10 protein-coding genes are annotated in these 15,156 nt (G+C 72.3%); 6 read left to right on the top strand and 4 right to left on the bottom strand.

Translation table 11 applies throughout. From position 1 onward, the window contains the following. Positions 1-175 precede the first annotated feature (175 nt). Entirely contained in the window at positions 176-1,615 is a 1,440-nt protein-coding gene (locus NS184_RS15985) for a GuaB1 family IMP dehydrogenase-related protein (protein ID WP_058727083.1), read from the bottom strand. Between the two features lie 232 nt (positions 1,616-1,847). Between NS184_RS15985 and NS184_RS15980 the strand changes: the two genes are divergently transcribed. Beyond that, positions 1,848-5,627, top strand: coding sequence for a multifunctional oxoglutarate decarboxylase/oxoglutarate dehydrogenase thiamine pyrophosphate-binding subunit/dihydrolipoyllysine-residue succinyltransferase subunit (locus tag NS184_RS15980; protein ID WP_193750511.1), 3,780 nt, complete (start codon positions 1,848-1,850; stop codon positions 5,625-5,627). A gap of 71 nt (positions 5,628-5,698) precedes the next feature. Here the strand turns inward: NS184_RS15980 and NS184_RS15975 are convergent, their stop codons facing one another. The 3 genes from NS184_RS15975 to NS184_RS15965 form a co-directional block, all read right to left on the bottom strand. Next, positions 5,699-6,139 carry a GNAT family N-acetyltransferase gene (locus NS184_RS15975; protein WP_058727082.1) on the bottom strand — a complete coding sequence of 147 codons (441 nt, stop codon included), beginning with the start codon at positions 6,137-6,139 and terminating at the stop codon, positions 5,699-5,701. A gap of 61 nt (positions 6,140-6,200) precedes the next feature. Continuing rightward, positions 6,201-6,443: a zf-HC2 domain-containing protein gene (locus tag NS184_RS15970; RefSeq protein ID WP_058727081.1), complete on the bottom strand. Its 243-nt coding sequence runs from the start codon at positions 6,441-6,443 to the stop codon at positions 6,201-6,203. After that, complete coding sequence (locus NS184_RS15965; protein WP_058727080.1) at positions 6,440-7,198, bottom strand: sigma-70 family RNA polymerase sigma factor; 759 nt, start codon at positions 7,196-7,198, stop codon at positions 6,440-6,442. The genes NS184_RS15970 and NS184_RS15965 overlap by 4 nt, the downstream gene beginning before the upstream one ends. A gap of 114 nt (positions 7,199-7,312) precedes the next feature. Between NS184_RS15965 and aroA the strand changes: the two genes are divergently transcribed. The 5 genes from aroA to NS184_RS15940 all read left to right on the top strand — a co-directional run bounded on the left by aroA (position 7,313) and on the right by NS184_RS15940 (position 15,076). Beyond that, the gene (gene aroA / locus NS184_RS15960) at positions 7,313-8,716 is read left to right on the top strand and encodes a 3-phosphoshikimate 1-carboxyvinyltransferase (protein ID WP_058727079.1); all 1,404 of its coding nucleotides are present in this window, start codon (positions 7,313-7,315) and stop codon (positions 8,714-8,716) included. Beyond that, a complete protein-coding gene (rsgA, locus tag NS184_RS15955) occupies positions 8,713-9,771 on the top strand; it encodes a ribosome small subunit-dependent GTPase A (protein ID WP_058727084.1) in 1,059 nt (352 codons plus the stop codon). The genes aroA and rsgA overlap by 4 nt, the downstream gene beginning before the upstream one ends. Before the next feature lie 51 nt (positions 9,772-9,822). Then, positions 9,823-10,938: a hypothetical protein gene (locus NS184_RS15950; protein ID WP_152998271.1), complete on the top strand. Its 1,116-nt coding sequence runs from the start codon at positions 9,823-9,825 to the stop codon at positions 10,936-10,938. A gap of 47 nt (positions 10,939-10,985) precedes the next feature. Beyond that, positions 10,986-11,768: an inositol monophosphatase family protein gene (locus NS184_RS15945; protein WP_058727077.1), complete on the top strand. Its 783-nt coding sequence runs from the start codon at positions 10,986-10,988 to the stop codon at positions 11,766-11,768. A 608-nt stretch (positions 11,769-12,376) separates the two neighbouring features. After that, on the top strand, positions 12,377-15,076 hold the full coding sequence (locus tag NS184_RS15940) for a helix-turn-helix transcriptional regulator (protein ID WP_058727076.1): 2,700 nt from the start codon (positions 12,377-12,379) through the stop codon (positions 15,074-15,076). The last annotated feature ends 80 nt before the right edge of the window (positions 15,077-15,156 follow it).

Here is a 15,156-nt window from a genome sequence, read left to right as displayed (position 1 = left end):
CCCCCGGCCGGGCCGGACCCGTCGACGGGAGGCACGGTGCCAGCCCGCACCGCGCCTCTCGTCCGTCACGTGCTCACGAACCGAGACTCGGCTGGGCGGACAGTTCCGCGCCCCGCGGGCCGCGGAACTGTCCGCGGGGCCGAGTCTCGGCGGCGCGCCGCCGCCGCGACCGCCGCTACCAGCTGACGGGCAGCGGCTTGCCCTCCTCGTAGCCGGCGGCCGACTGGATGCCGACGAGAGCTCGCTCGTGGAACTCCGCGAGCGACGACGCCCCCGCGTAGGTCGCCGAGCTGCGGATGCCCGTCGTGATCATGTCGAGCAGGTCCTCCACGCTCGGCCGCTCCGGGTCGAGGTAGATCGTCGACGACGAGATGCCCTCCGCGAAGAGCGCCTTCCGGGCCCGCTCGTACGGGTCGAGCCGCTCGAAGCGCTCCCGCACGGCCTTCGCCGACGCCATGCCCCAGCTCTCCTTGTACGCCTTGCCTGCGGCGTCGCGACGGAGCACGCCCGGCGCCTCGAGGGTCCCGGCGAACCACGAGCCGATCATCACGGCCGAGGCCCCCGCTGCGAGCGCGAGCGCGACGTCACGGGGGTAGCGCACGCCGCCGTCGGCCCAGACGTGGGCGCCGAGCGACTTCGCGGCGGCCGCGGTCTCGAGCACGGCCGAGAACTGCGGACGGCCGACGGCCGTCATCATGCGGGTGGTGCACATCGCGCCGGGCCCGACGCCGACCTTGATGATCGAGGCTCCGGCACCGACGAGGTGTGCGACCGCGTCGGCGGTGACCACGTTGCCGGCGACGAGCGGGATGCCGAGCCCGAGCGAGGCGACCGTGTCGAGGGCTCGGAGCATGCCCTCCTGGTGGCCGTGCGCGGTGTCGAGGACGAGCACGTCGACGCCGGCCGCGACGAGGGCCTTCGCCTTCGCGGCCACGTCGCCGTTGATGCCGAGTGCGGCGGCGACCCGGAGGCGCCCGTCCGCGTCGACCGCGGGCGCGTAGATGTCGGAGCGGATCGCGCTCGTCGGGCTCGTGGTCCCGACGACGCGGCCGTGGCGGGTGACCGGGGCGAAGTCGACCTCCGCCGCGGTGAGGACGTCGTAGACGTGGCGCGGCGTGCCGGCGTCCTCGGCGTCGATTCCGGTGGACGCTCCGTGCAGGAGGTCGCCGAGGGTCGCGTCCTGACCCGCCGTGCCGAGCCGGGTCGCGGGCACGCAGCCGAGGTACTCGCCGTGGCCGTCGCGCACCACGACGCCCCGCCCGGCCACCGGGAGCAGCTGCTCCAGCGCCTCGGCGACCGTGGTGTCCGCGCCGAGGTCGAGCGCGGTGTCGAACGCGACCGGTTGGTCCTTCACCCAGCGGATCGCGGCGTCGAGGTCCTGCAGGTGCATGTCCTGCGGCAGGACGCCGAGGCCGCCGCGTCGGGCGAGGGTCGCGGCGAGACGTGGCCCCGTGACCGAGTTCATGTTCGCGCTGATGATCGGGATCGTCGCCCCCGAGCCGTCGTTCGCCGCGAGGTCCACGTCGAAGCGACTCGTCACCCCCGACCGGCTGGGGACGAGGAAGACGTCGGAGTAGGTCAGGTCGTGCGTCGGCCGCGTCTCGTAGAACCTCATGGGGCCACTGTACGGCGGCACAGGGGGTGCGGACCGCCCCGTCGGGTGCGCGCTGCACCCCGTACTGCGCGCGTCCGCCGCGACACGCCAGGCCTCTGCCGGGAGGCACGAATCGCGTCCGGCGGTCACCGAACGGTCATCCCGGAACGGCTAGGCTTCCACGCAGTACGGCAGCAGGGTTGCTGCGTACGACACACACGAGCATCTATCGACGGAGAGTGGGCGATCGGCTGTGTCGAGCCATCTGACCGGAACTGACGAGACCGCGGGCGAATTCGGGGCCAACGAGTGGCTCGTCGACGAGCTCTACGAGCAGTTCGTCGCGGACAAGACCTCGGTCGACGAGTCCTGGTGGCCGGTCCTCGAGAAGTTCCACCGCTCCCAGACCGGGCAGGCGTCGCCGTCGGCCCCGGCTCCGGCACCGTCGGCTCCGGCCGCCTCGGCTCCGGGCACACCCGCCCCGTCGGGGACGACGCCCGCCGCGCAGTCCAGCACGCAGCAGCCGGCGACCGGCGACGCCCCGGCCGAGGCGAAGTCCGGCCCGATCCAGGCGAAGACCACCTCGCGCCAGCCGACGCCGCAGCCGATCCCCGCCGAGGCGAACGACGCCGCTGACGAGCACGAGGAGACCCACGAGGACGTGGCGACCCCGCTCCGGGGCATGGCGAAGACCCTGGCGTCGAACATGGACGCCTCCCTCACGGTCCCGACCGCGACGAGCGTCCGGACCATCCCCGCGAAGCTCATGATCGACAACCGGATCGTGATCAACAACCACCTCCGCCGTGCCCGCGGCGGCAAGATCTCGTTCACGCACCTGATCGGTTGGGCGATGGTGCAGGCCCTGAAGGAGTTCCCGAGCCAGAACGTCTCCTACGAGGAGCGCGACGGCAAGCCCTTCGTGGTCGAACCAGCGCACGTCGGACTCGGCATCGCGATCGACGTCCCGAAGAAGGACGGCACGCGCTCGCTCCTCGTGCCGAGCATCAAGCGCGCCGAGACCCTGACGTTCGGGCAGTTCCTCTCCGCCTACGAGGACCTCGTCAAGCGGGCCCGCGACAACAAGCTCACGCCGGCGGACTTCCAGGGCACGACGATCTCCCTGACGAACCCCGGCGGCATCGGCACGGTGCACTCGGTCCCCCGCCTCACGAAGGGCCAGGGCTGCATCATCGGCGCCGGCGCCCTCGAGTACCCCGCGCAGTTCCAGGGCTCGGCGGAGAAGACCCTCGTCGAGCTCGGCATCGGCAAGACGATCACGCTCACGAGCACCTACGACCACCGCGTCATCCAGGGCGCCGGGTCGGGCGAGTACCTCAAGAAGGTGCACGAGCGGCTCATCGGCGGCCACGGTTTCTACGAGGGCATCTTCGCGGCGCTCCGGATCCCCTACAAGCCGATCCAGTGGGCGAACGACATCAACGTCGACCTCGCGCACCGCGTCAACAAGACCGCCCGCGTGCAGGAACTGATCAACAGCTTCCGCGTCCGCGGACACCTGATGGCGGACATCGACCCGCTCGAGTACCGACAGCGCACCCACCCGGACCTCGAGATCGAGAGCCACGGGCTGACGTTCTGGGACCTCGACCGCGAGTTCGTCACGGGGGGCCTCGCCGGCACCACGAGCGCTCCGCTGCGCGACGTGCTCGGCATCCTGCGCGACGCGTACTGCCGGACGGTCGGCATCGAGTACATGCACATCCAGGACCCGGAGCAGCGCCGCTGGGTGCAGTCGCACATCGAGGTCCCCTACGCGAAGCCGTCGAAGGACGAGCAGCTCCGCGTCCTCGGAAAGCTCAACGAGGCCGAGGCGTTCGAGACGTTCCTGCAGACGAAGTACGTCGGGCAGAAGCGCTTCTCGCTCGAGGGCGGCGAGTCGACCATCGCGTTCCTCGACACCCTCATCCAGCAAGCCGCCGGCGCCGGGCTCGAGGAGGTCGCGATCGGCATGGCCCACCGCGGCCGTCTCAACGTGCTCACGAACATCGCCGGCAAGACCTACGGCCAGATCTTCCGCGAGTTCGAGGGCTCGTCGCTGCCCGGCTCCGTGTCGGGACAGGGCTCCGGCGACGTGAAGTACCACGTCGGCACCGAGGGCGTGTTCCGCGCGAGCGACGGCACGGCCATCCCGGTGACGATCGCGGCGAACCCGTCGCACCTCGAAGCGGTCGACGGCGTGCTCGAGGGCATCGTCCGCGCGAAGCAGGACAAGCAGGGCCCCGGGTCGACGAACGTGCTGCCGGTGCTCGTGCACGGCGACGCGGCGATGGCGGGACAGGGCGTCGTGGTCGAGACGCTGCAGATGTCGCAGCTCCGTGGCTACCGCACCGGTGGCACGGTCCACCTCGTCATCAACAACCAGGTCGGGTTCACCACCCCGCCGGAGTCGGCGCGCAGCTCGGTGTACTCCACGGACGTCGCCAAGACGATCCAGGCGCCGATCTTCCACGTGAACGGCGACGACCCGGAGGCCGTGTCCCGCGTGGCAGAGCTCGCCTTCGCGTACCGCGAGGAGTTCCACCGCGACGTCGTCATCGACCTCATCTGCTACCGCCGCCGCGGCCACAACGAGGGCGACGACCCATCGATGACCCAGCCGCTGATGTACAACCTCATCGAGGCGAAGCGTTCCGTCCGCACGCTGTACACCGAGGCGCTCGTCGGCCGCGGTGACATCACGCAAGAGGAGTACGACGAGGCGCACCGTGACTTCCAGGACCGCCTGGAGCGCGCGTTCGCCGAGACGCACGAGGCGCAGACCGGCACCATCCCGGTCATCACGGGCGACGACGACGGTGCGGTGAACGGTCTCGAGCGCCCGACCGCGCAGCGGGACGACTCCGAGAACGACGTGCACGAGACCGCGGTGTCCGAAGACCTCGTCCGGGCGGTCGGCGACGCGCACAGCAACCCGCCGGCCGGGTTCTCCATCCACCCGAAGCTCCAGCAGCTCCTGGCCAAGCGCACCGACATGACGCGGAACGGCGGCATCGACTGGGCGATGGCCGAGCTCATCGCGATCGGCTCCGTCCTCGTCGAGGGCAAGCCCGTCCGCCTCGCCGGCCAGGACGCCCGCCGCGGCACGTTCGTCCAGCGCCAGGCGGTCTTCCACGACCGGGTGAACGGGCAGGAGTGGCTCCCGCTCGCGAACCTCACCGAGGACCAGGCACGCTTCACCATCTACGACTCGCTGCTGAGCGAGTACGCGGCGATGGCGTTCGAGTACGGCTACTCGGTCGAGCGTCCCGAGGCCCTCGTGCTCTGGGAGGCCCAGTTCGGCGACTTCGCCAACGGCGCCCAGACCGTCATCGACGAGTTCATCTCGTCCGCCGAGCAGAAGTGGGGGCAGCGTTCGGGCCTCGTGCTCCTGCTCCCCCACGGCTACGAAGGCCAGGGGCCGGACCACTCCTCGGCGCGCATCGAGCGGTACCTGCAGCTCTTCGCCGAGGACAACATGGTCATCGCCCGGCCGTCGACCCCGGCGTCGTGGTTCCACCTGCTGCGCCGCCAGGCGTGGGAGCGGCCGCAGAAGCCGCTCGTCGTGTTCACCCCGAAGGCCATGCTTCGGCTGCGCCAGGCGACGAGCCCGGTCGCAGCGTTCACGAACGGCACCTTCGAGGAGGTCATCGACGACGACCGCCAGCTCGACACCGGTGCCGTGCGGCGCGTGGTGCTGCACTCCGGCAAGGTCCACCACGACCTCCGCACCGAGGTCGAGAAGACCGGCCGCGGCGACGTCGCCCTCGTCCGGCTCGAGCAGCTCGCGCCGCTGCCCCTCGAGCGCATCCTCGAGGTCCTCGGCCGCTACCCGGACGCCGAGGTCGTGTGGGCCCAGGAGGAACCCGAGAACCAGGGTGCCTGGCCGTTCGTCTGCATGAACCTCTCGCCGCACCTGCAGGGTCGGCCGCTCTCGGTCGCGTCGCGTCCGGCGAGTGCCGCACCCGCGACGGGGTCGTCGAAGCGGTCCGCACAGGAGGCCACCGAGGTCATCCGCGCCGCGCTCGGCTGAGCAGCGGGGACGACGGAGGGCGGTCGCGCGCTGCGCGGCCGCCCTCGGTCGTCACGCGATGCGTCGTCGTGTCACACGATGCGGGTGTACCGCACCCCGGCCTCGTGGTACCCGCGCTTCTGGTAGAAGCGGTGCGCGCTGTCCGTCGCGGCCGCACTGACCGCGCTGAGGCGACGCGCGCCCTGCTCGGCGGCCCACGTCTCGAACGTGGCGAGGAGCGCCGAACCGGTGCCGTGCCTCCTGGCCGACTCGTCGACGACGAGCAGCAGCAGCTGCGCCGTCGGCTCGTCCGACACGTACGCAAACGTGACCTGCGCGCCCGCGACGGCCACGGCGCGCCCCTCCTCGTCCCGCACCAGCCAGGTGCGGTGCCCGGCCGTCGGCGTGAGCCGCTCGAGCCGGGAGCGCATGTCGACCGGGTCGACCTCGTGGCCGAGGAGACGGACGAGGGCGGTGACGTCTGCGACGTCGGCCTCGGACCAGGTGGTGACGGACTCGACAGCAAGGGTCATGCCGCGACCCTACCGAGCGCGGACGGCGTGTGACGACACGCTGACCGGGCTCGCAGCACCGTCAGTGGGTCGCCTGCTCCACGCGGATGCGGGCGAGGACCTCGGCGCGGAGCTGCTCCGGCGCCGTCTCCTTGCAGGCGCGGCGGACGGTCTCGATGAGGACGACGCCGACACGGTGCTCGCTCGTGCAGTCCTCGCAGTCCTCCATGTGCTCGCGGATGTCCGCAGCGTCCTCGCGGCAGAGCTCGCCGTGCAGGAACTCCTCGAGCTCCGCCTTCGCCTTCGAGCAGTCGCAGCCGCTCATCGTGCTTCCTTCCCTTCGATGCGACCCGAGGTCGCCACTGGCTTCCGGCCGCGTCCGCGCATCGTCGCCGTCGACGCTGCGTCCGGGACGATGCCGGTCTCGCGGGCGTGGTCCGCCAGGAGCCCTCTGAGGAGGCGGCGGCCACGGTGGAGGCGGCTCATGACCGTCCCCACGGGGGTCTTCATGATGTCGGCGATCTCCTGGTAGGAGAAGCCCTCGACGTCCGCGAAGTACACGGCCATGCGGAAGTCCTCGGGGATCGCCTGCAGGGCGTCCTTCACCGCCGACGACGGCAGGTGGTCGATGGCGTCCGCCTCGGCCGAGCGCGCCGAGATCGACTGCGTGACGCTCTCCGCGCCGCCGAGCTGCCAGTCCTCGAGCTCGTCGATGGTGCCCTGGTACGGGTTCCGCTGGTTCTTGCGGTACGTGTTGATGAACGTGTTCGTCAGGATCCGGTACAGCCACGCCTTGAGGTTCGTGCCCTGCCGGAACTGCCGGAAGGCCGCGAACGCCTTGACGAAGGTCTCCTGCACGAGGTCGGACGCGTCGGCGGGGTTGCGGGTCATCCGCATCGCCGCGCCGTACAGCTGGTCCATGAACGGCAGCGCCTGCGTCTCGAAGAGGGCTCGGAGCTCCGACTCGGACACGGTCGTCTCGTCAGCGAGGACCTCGTCCTCGTCCTGGACCGCGTCGAGCTGCGCCTCGGTCTCCTCGACCAGGTCGTGCGGTGCTGCCTGCGGTTCGTCGGTGGTCATCACGGCCGAGTCTAGGCCGAGCGTGGTGACCGCGACGGGCAGGTGCGTCCGCTCGCGCGTCAGGGTTGCTGTCGCCAATGGTCCTCCCGGTGGATTCAGTACCCTGGTGAACCGATGGCTGCCACGACGCATTCCCACCAGGCCCCCGCCCCCTGGACCGCACCCCGCGCGCGCGGTCCGCTGCGCGGCGACGTGTCGCTGCCCGGGTCGAAGTCGCTGACGAACCGGGAGCTCGTGCTCGCCGCCCTCGCCGACGGCCCGTCCACCATCCGGCTGCCACTGCACTCGCGCGACTCGGCACTCATGGTCGCCGGGCTCCGACAGCTCGGCGTGGGCATCGAGGAGGTCGCCCCCGCGTCCCGACCCGACGGCACGCCCGGCACACCGAACCCGTACGGCCCGGACCTCCGGATCACCCCGCGGCCGATGCACGGCGACGTGCGCATCGACTGCGGCCTCGCCGGCACCGTGATGCGCTTCCTGCCGCCGCTCGCCGCCATCGCGTCCGGCCCGGTCACGATCGACGGCGACCCCTACGCGCGGAAGCGGCCGATGGCGGCGATCATCCAGGCGCTCGTCGACCTCGGCGTCGAGGTCACCGACGACGGTGGCGGCGCGATGCCGTTCTCCTTCACGGGCACGGGTGCGGTCCGCGGCGGCGCGCTGACGATCGACGCGTCCGCGTCCTCGCAGTTCGTCTCCGGCCTCCTCCTGTCGGCGCCGCGCTTCACCGAGGGCCTGCACCTCGTGCACGCGGGCGATCGGCTGCCGAGCCTGCCGCACATCGACATGACGGTCGAGGTCCTCCGGGCCCGCGGCGTCCGCGTCGACCAGCCCGCCGTCGGTGAGTGGATCGTGCACCCCGGCCCGATCGCGGCGCGCGACGTCACCATCGAGCCCGACCTGTCCAACGCCGCCCCGTTCGCGGTCGCCGCACTCGTCGCGGGCGGCACGGTCCGGATCCGCACGTGGCCGACCGAGACGACCCAGGTCGGTGCCGACCTCGAGACACTCCTGCCGCTCTGGGGCGCGACCGTCACCCGGGACGGTGACGACCTCGTGTTCGACGGCGGTGTCGGTGTCGCTGGTGGCGCCTCCCTGCCGGGTGTCGAGCTGGACCTCACGCGCGGCGGCGAGCTCGCCCCGGCCCTCGTCGCGCTCGCAGCACTCGCGGACGCACCGAGCGAGATCACCGGCATCGGTCACCTGCGCGGACACGAGACGGACCGGCTCGCGGCGCTGGCGACGGACCTGAACCGGACGGGAGGCGCGGTGCGCGAACTCGACGACGGTCTCCGGATCGAGCCGGCTGCGCTCCACGGCGCGGACTGGTCCGCGTACGACGACCACCGGATGGCGACGGCCGGGGCCGTCGTGGGGCTCGTCGTCGACGGCGTCGCCGTCGACGACATCGGCTCGACCGCGAAGACGCTGCCGCAGTTCCCGGAGCTGTGGGCGTCGCTCGTGGCGACCGGCGACGACGCCGGATCGGCAGTGCCCGGCGGGGTGACCCCGTGAGCTGGTGGGACGACGTCGACGGCGACGACACCGACGACGACGAGCCGTACGGACAGTACGAGTCGAAGGTCCGCATCCGGCCGAACCCGAAGGGCAACCGGCCGCGCACGAAGGTCCGGCCGACGTACGAGGACGCCCCGGTCGGCTGGGTGACGAACGTCGACCGCGGGCGGTACGGCGTCCTGGTCGGCTCCGGTGGTGCGGACGAGCGTGTGATCACGGCCACGAAGGCCCGGGAGCTCGGCAAGAAGTCGGTCGTCACGGGCGACCACGTCTCCCTCGTCGGCGACCTGTCCGGCGAACCGGGCTCACTCGCGCGCATCGTCAAGGTCGCCGACCGCACCACGCTCCTCCGTCGGAGCGCCGACGACACCGACGAGGTCGAGCGTGTCATCGTCGCCAACGCGGACCAGATGCTCGTCGTGGTGGCGGCGGCCGACCCCGAGCCGCGGACCCGGCTCATCGACCGGTACCTCGTGGCGGCGTTCGACGCGGGACTCGACCCCATCCTCTGCATCACGAAGACCGACCTGGCCGACCCGGCGCCGTTCCTCGAGCACTTCGCCTGCCTCTCCTTGCGGATCGTCACGAGCCGTTCGGACGACGTGCCCTTCGACGCCCTGCACGAGGTCCTCGACGACCGGGTCACCGTGACCGTCGGGCACTCCGGGGTCGGGAAGTCGACGCTCGTGAACGCGATCACCGGCGCCACCCGGGCGACCGGGCACGTGAACGCCGTGACCGGGCGGGGACGCCACACGTCGTCGTCCTCGATCGCGCTGCGGGTGCGGGACGGCGGCTGGATCATCGACACCCCCGGCGTCCGGTCGTTCGGTCTCGGCCACGTCGACCCCGCGAACGTCTTCCGGGCGTTCGCGTCCCACGCGGTACCCGTGCGGGAGCCCGTCGACGGCATCCCCCTGTCGCAGGCACACGACTGGGAGATCGTCGACCGGGTCGCGGACGGGGAACTCGGGCCGACCGGGGTCGAGCGGCTCGACTCGTTCCGAGCGCTGCTCACCGGGATGGGCGCGGAGGATCCCGGACAGGAGTAGCCGGCCCGAGCCGCAGCGGCGCACGCCGTGCCGGGTGTACCATTGCCGTCCGTGTCTGAAGTTGCAAAGTACAACTACGCTTCGTCGAGTCCGACGCACGCCGCCCCGAGGGTCCACCACTCCCGGCCGGACAGCGTGTGGCGCCCGCAGGGACTCGGCGTGGTGCTCCGCCACTTCGCATCGCACATCCTCGTCCCCCTGTTCCTCGCCGCGGGCATGGGACTGGCGTACCTCGGCGCGTTCCACGCCCCGAGCCCGCACGACCTCCCGGTCGGCATCGTCGGGCAGGGTGCGGCGACGCAGGTGTTCGCGCAGACCGTGACCGACCGGTCCGACGGTGCCCTCGTCGCGCACGTCGTCGCGGACACCGACCGCGCCGAGCAGCAGGTCCGCGACCGCGACCTCGCCGCGGTCTACGCCCCGACCAGCACCGGCGCGACCCTCTACGTCTCGAGCGCCGCGTCCGAGACGACCGCCACCGCCGCACAGAAGGTGTTCCTGCCGATCGCCTACGAGCAGCACCTGCCGTTCCGCGTGGTGGACGTCGTGCCCGCGGGCGCGCAGGACTCCACCGGGCAGGGCCTCTTCTTCCTGCTGGTCGGCCTCAGCGTCGGCGGGTACGCCTCCGCGATCGCGGTCGCCGCCGTGGCGACGAAGCTCCGGGCCGCCTGGACGGCCGTGGTCGGACTCGGCACCGCCGGCGTCGTCGCGGGCATCGGGATCGTCATCGCCGGGCCGGTGTACGGCGTCGTCGCGACCCACCGGTGGGAGGTCTTCCTCGTCGCATGGCTCTACGACGCGGTGATCGTGGCGCTCGGCGTCGGGCTGCACCCGGTGCTCGGCCGCTGGACCACACCGATCCTGACGATGCTGTTCGTCATGCTCAACTTCACGAGCTCCGGCGGCATCTTCCAGCCGGCGTTCCAGCCGGGCTTCTTCGCGGCGCTCAACGCGTTCTGGAGCGGTGCGGCGTGGCTCCAGGTCGCTCAGGCGCTGCAGTACTTCCCCGGAGCCTCCGTCGGCCGCCCGATGCTCGTACTGGCCCTCTGGCTGGTCGCGGCCGTCCTGCTCTGCGTCGTCGTGCACGGTCTCGTCGCCCGCCGCACCCGCATCGCCCGCGAGCGCGTCGTGACCGCACAGGAGGAAGACGAGGTGGTCGCGGCGTAGCGACTCGTCGCCCGGGGGCCGGGGCCTCCGGGCACTACGCTCGTCGCGTGGACCTCCGCGACGACCTCGACTTCGCCCGCTCCCTCGCCGACACCGCCGACGCGATCAGCCTCGAACGCTTCCGTGCCGCCGACCTGCACGTGTCGAAGAAGGCCGACAGCACCCACGTGACGGATGCCGACCAGGCGGTCGAGCGCGCCCTGCGCGAACGACTCGCCACCGAACGGCCGGACGACGCCTTCCTCGGTGAGGAGACCACGGCGGACACCGGCGCCGATGCCGTCAGCGAGGGACACCGGCAGTGGGTGGTCGACCCGATCGACGGCACCGCGAACTACCTCCGCGGCGTGCCCGTGTGGGCGACGCTCATCGCCCTCGCGGTGGACGGCCGCCCGGTCCTGGGCGTCGTGAGCGCCCCGGCACTCGGCAAGCGGTGGTGGGCCGCCGAGGGGCTCGGCGCGCACTCCTTCGACGGACCACTCCGCGTCTCCGGCGTCGACGACCTCGGCGACGCGAGCCTCAGCTACAACAGCATCCAGCAGTGGGACGAGGACGACCGCCTGGAGTCGCTGATCGAGCTCTCCCGGACGGTCTGGCGCACCCGGGCCTACGGGGACATGTGGTCGTACATGATGGTCGCCGAGGGCGTCCTCGACGTCGCAGGGGAACCCGACCTCAAGCCGTGGGACATCGCCGCGCTCGTCCCGATCGTCGAGGAGGCCGGCGGGCGCTTCACCTCGCTGGACGGCGACCCGGGGCCGTGGCACGGCAGCGCGCTCGCCACGAACGGCCTCGTCCACGACGCCGTCGTCGACCTCCTCCGACGCTGAGACACCGCCGGACGATCCGGAGAACGCACCGCGCCGCCCCCGGGACCCGCCACGCCGCACCCACGTCCGGGTACACCGCTCGATACCCGCGCGTACCCCGTCGGGAGCGCACGAGACCGGACGGTCGGACCACCCGAGCCGAACAGGCTCGTGGCCCCGGCGGAGCAGCCGCCACCGGCAACGACCGGAGCTGTACCCCGTTCCACTACCACACACCCCGATGCGGCCTCCCCACGACGGGGGCACCGCCCCCCGGACTGGGGACAGGCGGGGGGTGAAATGTCCGCGAACGACCGGTCCACCTCGGCCGGACCTGGGTTACTGTCAACGGGACGCCAGGTCAGGTGACGTCTCGGATTCCCTAGATCCGGCACGGAACGCGACCCGGTGCCAGTTCGTCGAAGACCCTAACCCGAGGGGTGATACAGACGATGACATCATCGTTCCCGAGCGGAACCGAGTGCACCCTCACTCGTTCTCCGCGTCTCAACCACGAAGCTCCCACACGACCGGTGCAGCGCACGGCTTCCCTCCGTGCCCACCTCCGGTCCGCCTCCGCGCGCCTGTCCCTCGCTGCATCCGCCTCCGGACCCGGGAGCCGGTGAGTCATGGCACTCACCGGTCGCCGTCTCGAGGTCGACCGGATCGCGACCCTCGCCATGCTCCCTCGGGAGTCGGCGATGGTCGTGGTCGGCGACCCTGGTTCCGGGCGCAGCAGCGTCCTCGACGCGGTCGCGCACCGCGTCTCCCTCCCCGTCGTCCGCGTCGGTGTGAACGGCAGTGAGTCCCACTGGCCCCTGGCCGGCGTGACCGCGCTCTTCACCGCCCTGGACGACCCGCGCGCCACCGCACACATCGCCCACCTCCTGCAGGCGGGCAGCACCGGTGGCCAGGTCCCCGCCCGCGCCGGGCTCGCCGCAGCGCACGACTTCCTCGAGGCCGTGCACACGCTGACCCTGCCGCCGACGGTCGTCCTCATCGACGACCTCGACCGGATGGACGTCGAGAGCCAGGAGCTCATCGCGTTCCTCGCCGGTCGGTTGGCCGGCACGGCGCTCCGCGTGGTCTTCTCGGTCCGCTCCGTCCCCGCCGACGGCCCCCTCGCCGCGCTCCCCGCGCTGCGCCTGGAGCCCCTCGGCGAGGACGACTCGCTGACCCTCGCCCGGGCGACCGCTCCCGAGGACGCGAACGACGGCGTCCTGGCGGTCCTCGCCCAGGAGACCGGGGGCAACCCCGGGGTCCTGCGTGAGCAGCTCGCGGCGCTCACCCGCGGCCAGCTGAGCGGCACCGAGCCGCTCGTGCTGCCGCTCCGCCCCACGAAGACGACGGAAGCGATCGCCTCCGCCGTACTCGAGGCCGCTGCGGGACGCGATCTGGACGTCCTCGCTCGGCTCGCCCTCGTGCCCACCGCGACCACCGCCGGATGGGACCGCGACGCCCTCGACGACCTCGCCGACGCGGGACTCGTCACGGTGCGCGGCCAGCAGGTGTCGGTCACGAACCCGCTCGTGCGCTCGTCGCTGTACTGGGGCACCGCCTCCCGGGACCGCCGTGCCGCGCACACCGCCCTCGCGGCGATCACCGCGGACACCGACCAGCGCGCCCACGCCTGGCACCGGAGCTTCGTCGACGACGTCCCCGACGCCGTCGCCCTGCTCCGTGCGGCCCGGTCGTACGTGGTGGACGGCAACACCACCGCGGCGACCGCGCTCACCGAGCGTGCCCTGCTCGTCGGCGGCGGCACCGAGGACGAGCACGAGGCGCTGCTCGGCGTGGCCGAGGTCATGCTGGCGAACCGGCTCCTCAGCGGGGCGGCGCGCTACCTCGCGGCGATCCGTCCGTTCCGCGCCACCGTCACCGAGGTCCGTCGTCTGCGTCTGCAGTACTCGGTCGACTTCCTCAGCGGCGACGCCGTGCACGCCGACGAGCTGCTCGTCCCGGCGGACACGACGGACCCGGCCGAGACGGACGCCGTCGCGGGCCTGCTCGCGACCGTGGCCTGCTTCCGCGCCGAGGTGTGGGAGCTCGACCAGGCGCGGGACCTCCTGCACCGTGCTGAGCCGTACCTCGACACGGCCTCGCCGCACACGCTCGAGATCGCCTCGACGGCCCGTGACCTGATCGCGGCCGTCGACGGGACGCTCCCGGCCGACGCGGAGCTGCACGACGGGCTCTCCGCGAACGTCCTGCTCGGCATGTCCGATCCGGCGCTGCTCCTCCTCGCCCACGCCCTGAGCCTCGGCGAGCGCTACCGCAGCGCACGCCGGGTGTTCGCCCTGGTGCTCGCCCGGGGGCCGCAGACGCCCCTGGTGTGGACCGAGGCGGCGCGGTACCTGTCGGCCGACAACGAGGTGCGCTCCGGGAACTTCCGGCAGGCGCTCCGCGCGATCGACGTGTGGGAGGCCGGCTCGGCGGCGGCGGAGCGACTGCGCGAGCCGTCGCGGGTGATCGCGATCGCGTGGCGGCACTTCGCCGAGGGTCGTTCCACGGAGGCGCTCGACGTCCTCGACGCCTGCCTGGCGCAGCGGTCGACGAACCGGCTCTGGGGCGCCACGGCCAAGCTGCACGCCCTCCGTGGGCAGGTGCTGCTGCTCGACGGTCGGCTCGAGGAGGCGGCGGTGGCCCTCGAGGCCGCGGACGCCATCGGTCGCCCGCTGCGGAACCCGGTCCTGCTCCGGCACCTCGGCGACCTGGTGGAGGCGTACGTGCGCCTCGGTCGGGTCGACGACGCCCGGGCGGTCACGTCCCGACTCGCGGCGGACCACCACGCCCGTCCGTCGCGGTGGGGTGCACTCGTCCTCGCGCGGAGCCTGGCGCTCGTCGCCGACGACACGACGCGGGAGACCGCACGTCGTCGGGCGCTCGAGCTGTTCCAGCCGCACGACTCGCAGTTCGAGCGGGCTCGGACGTTCGCCGCGCTGGCGGCGGTCGGGACGCCCACCGAGCGTCCGCGCCTCGGTGCGGCGGCTGCGGCTGCCTACGAGGCGGCAGGCCTGCGGCGACCGCTCGTCACGCCGGCTCCGTCGGTGGCGATGCCGTCGTTCGGCGCGTCGCTCGTCCGGTCGGGCCCGACGGTCTCGGGGCCGGTCCCCGGGACGCCGCGGAGCGCTCCGGACGCCTCGGCGGCGTTCACGTCGCTCACCGCGGAGGAGCGTGCCGTCGTGCAGAAGGTGACCGAGGGGTACCGCAACCGCGAGATCGCCTCGTCGCTGTTCATGTCGCAGCGGACGGTGGAGCTGCGGCTCACGCAGATCTACCGCAAGGTGGGCGCGCGGTCGCGCTCGCACCTGGTCGCGCTCCTCACCTGATCGAGGTGACCGACCGGTCGTGACGCGACCACAGGACGGACGGGAGGCCCGGTACCAGCTGGTACCGGGCCTCCCGTCCG

Origin of the sequence: Curtobacterium luteum, assembly GCF_001475545.1 — a bacterium.
Lineage (GTDB): Bacteria > Actinomycetota > Actinomycetes > Actinomycetales > Microbacteriaceae > Curtobacterium > Curtobacterium luteum_A.
The sequence above is the reverse complement of the archived record's forward strand: the minus strand, read 5'-3'. Positions and strand labels throughout refer to the sequence as shown.

Coding starts and splice junctions, on each gene's coding strand:
- NS184_RS15985 (WP_058727083.1), bottom strand. CDS start 1,615: ATGAGGTTCTACGAGACGCGGCCGACGCACGACCTGACCTACTCCGAC.
- NS184_RS15975 (WP_058727082.1), bottom strand. CDS start 6,139: ATGACCCTTGCTGTCGAGTCCGTCACCACCTGGTCCGAGGCCGACGTC.
- NS184_RS15970 (WP_058727081.1), bottom strand. CDS start 6,443: ATGAGCGGCTGCGACTGCTCGAAGGCGAAGGCGGAGCTCGAGGAGTTC.
- NS184_RS15965 (WP_058727080.1), bottom strand. CDS start 7,198: ATGACCACCGACGAACCGCAGGCAGCACCGCACGACCTGGTCGAGGAG.
- aroA (WP_058727079.1), top strand. CDS start 7,313: ATGGCTGCCACGACGCATTCCCACCAGGCCCCCGCCCCCTGGACCGCA.
- NS184_RS15940 (WP_058727076.1), top strand. CDS start 12,377: ATGGCACTCACCGGTCGCCGTCTCGAGGTCGACCGGATCGCGACCCTC.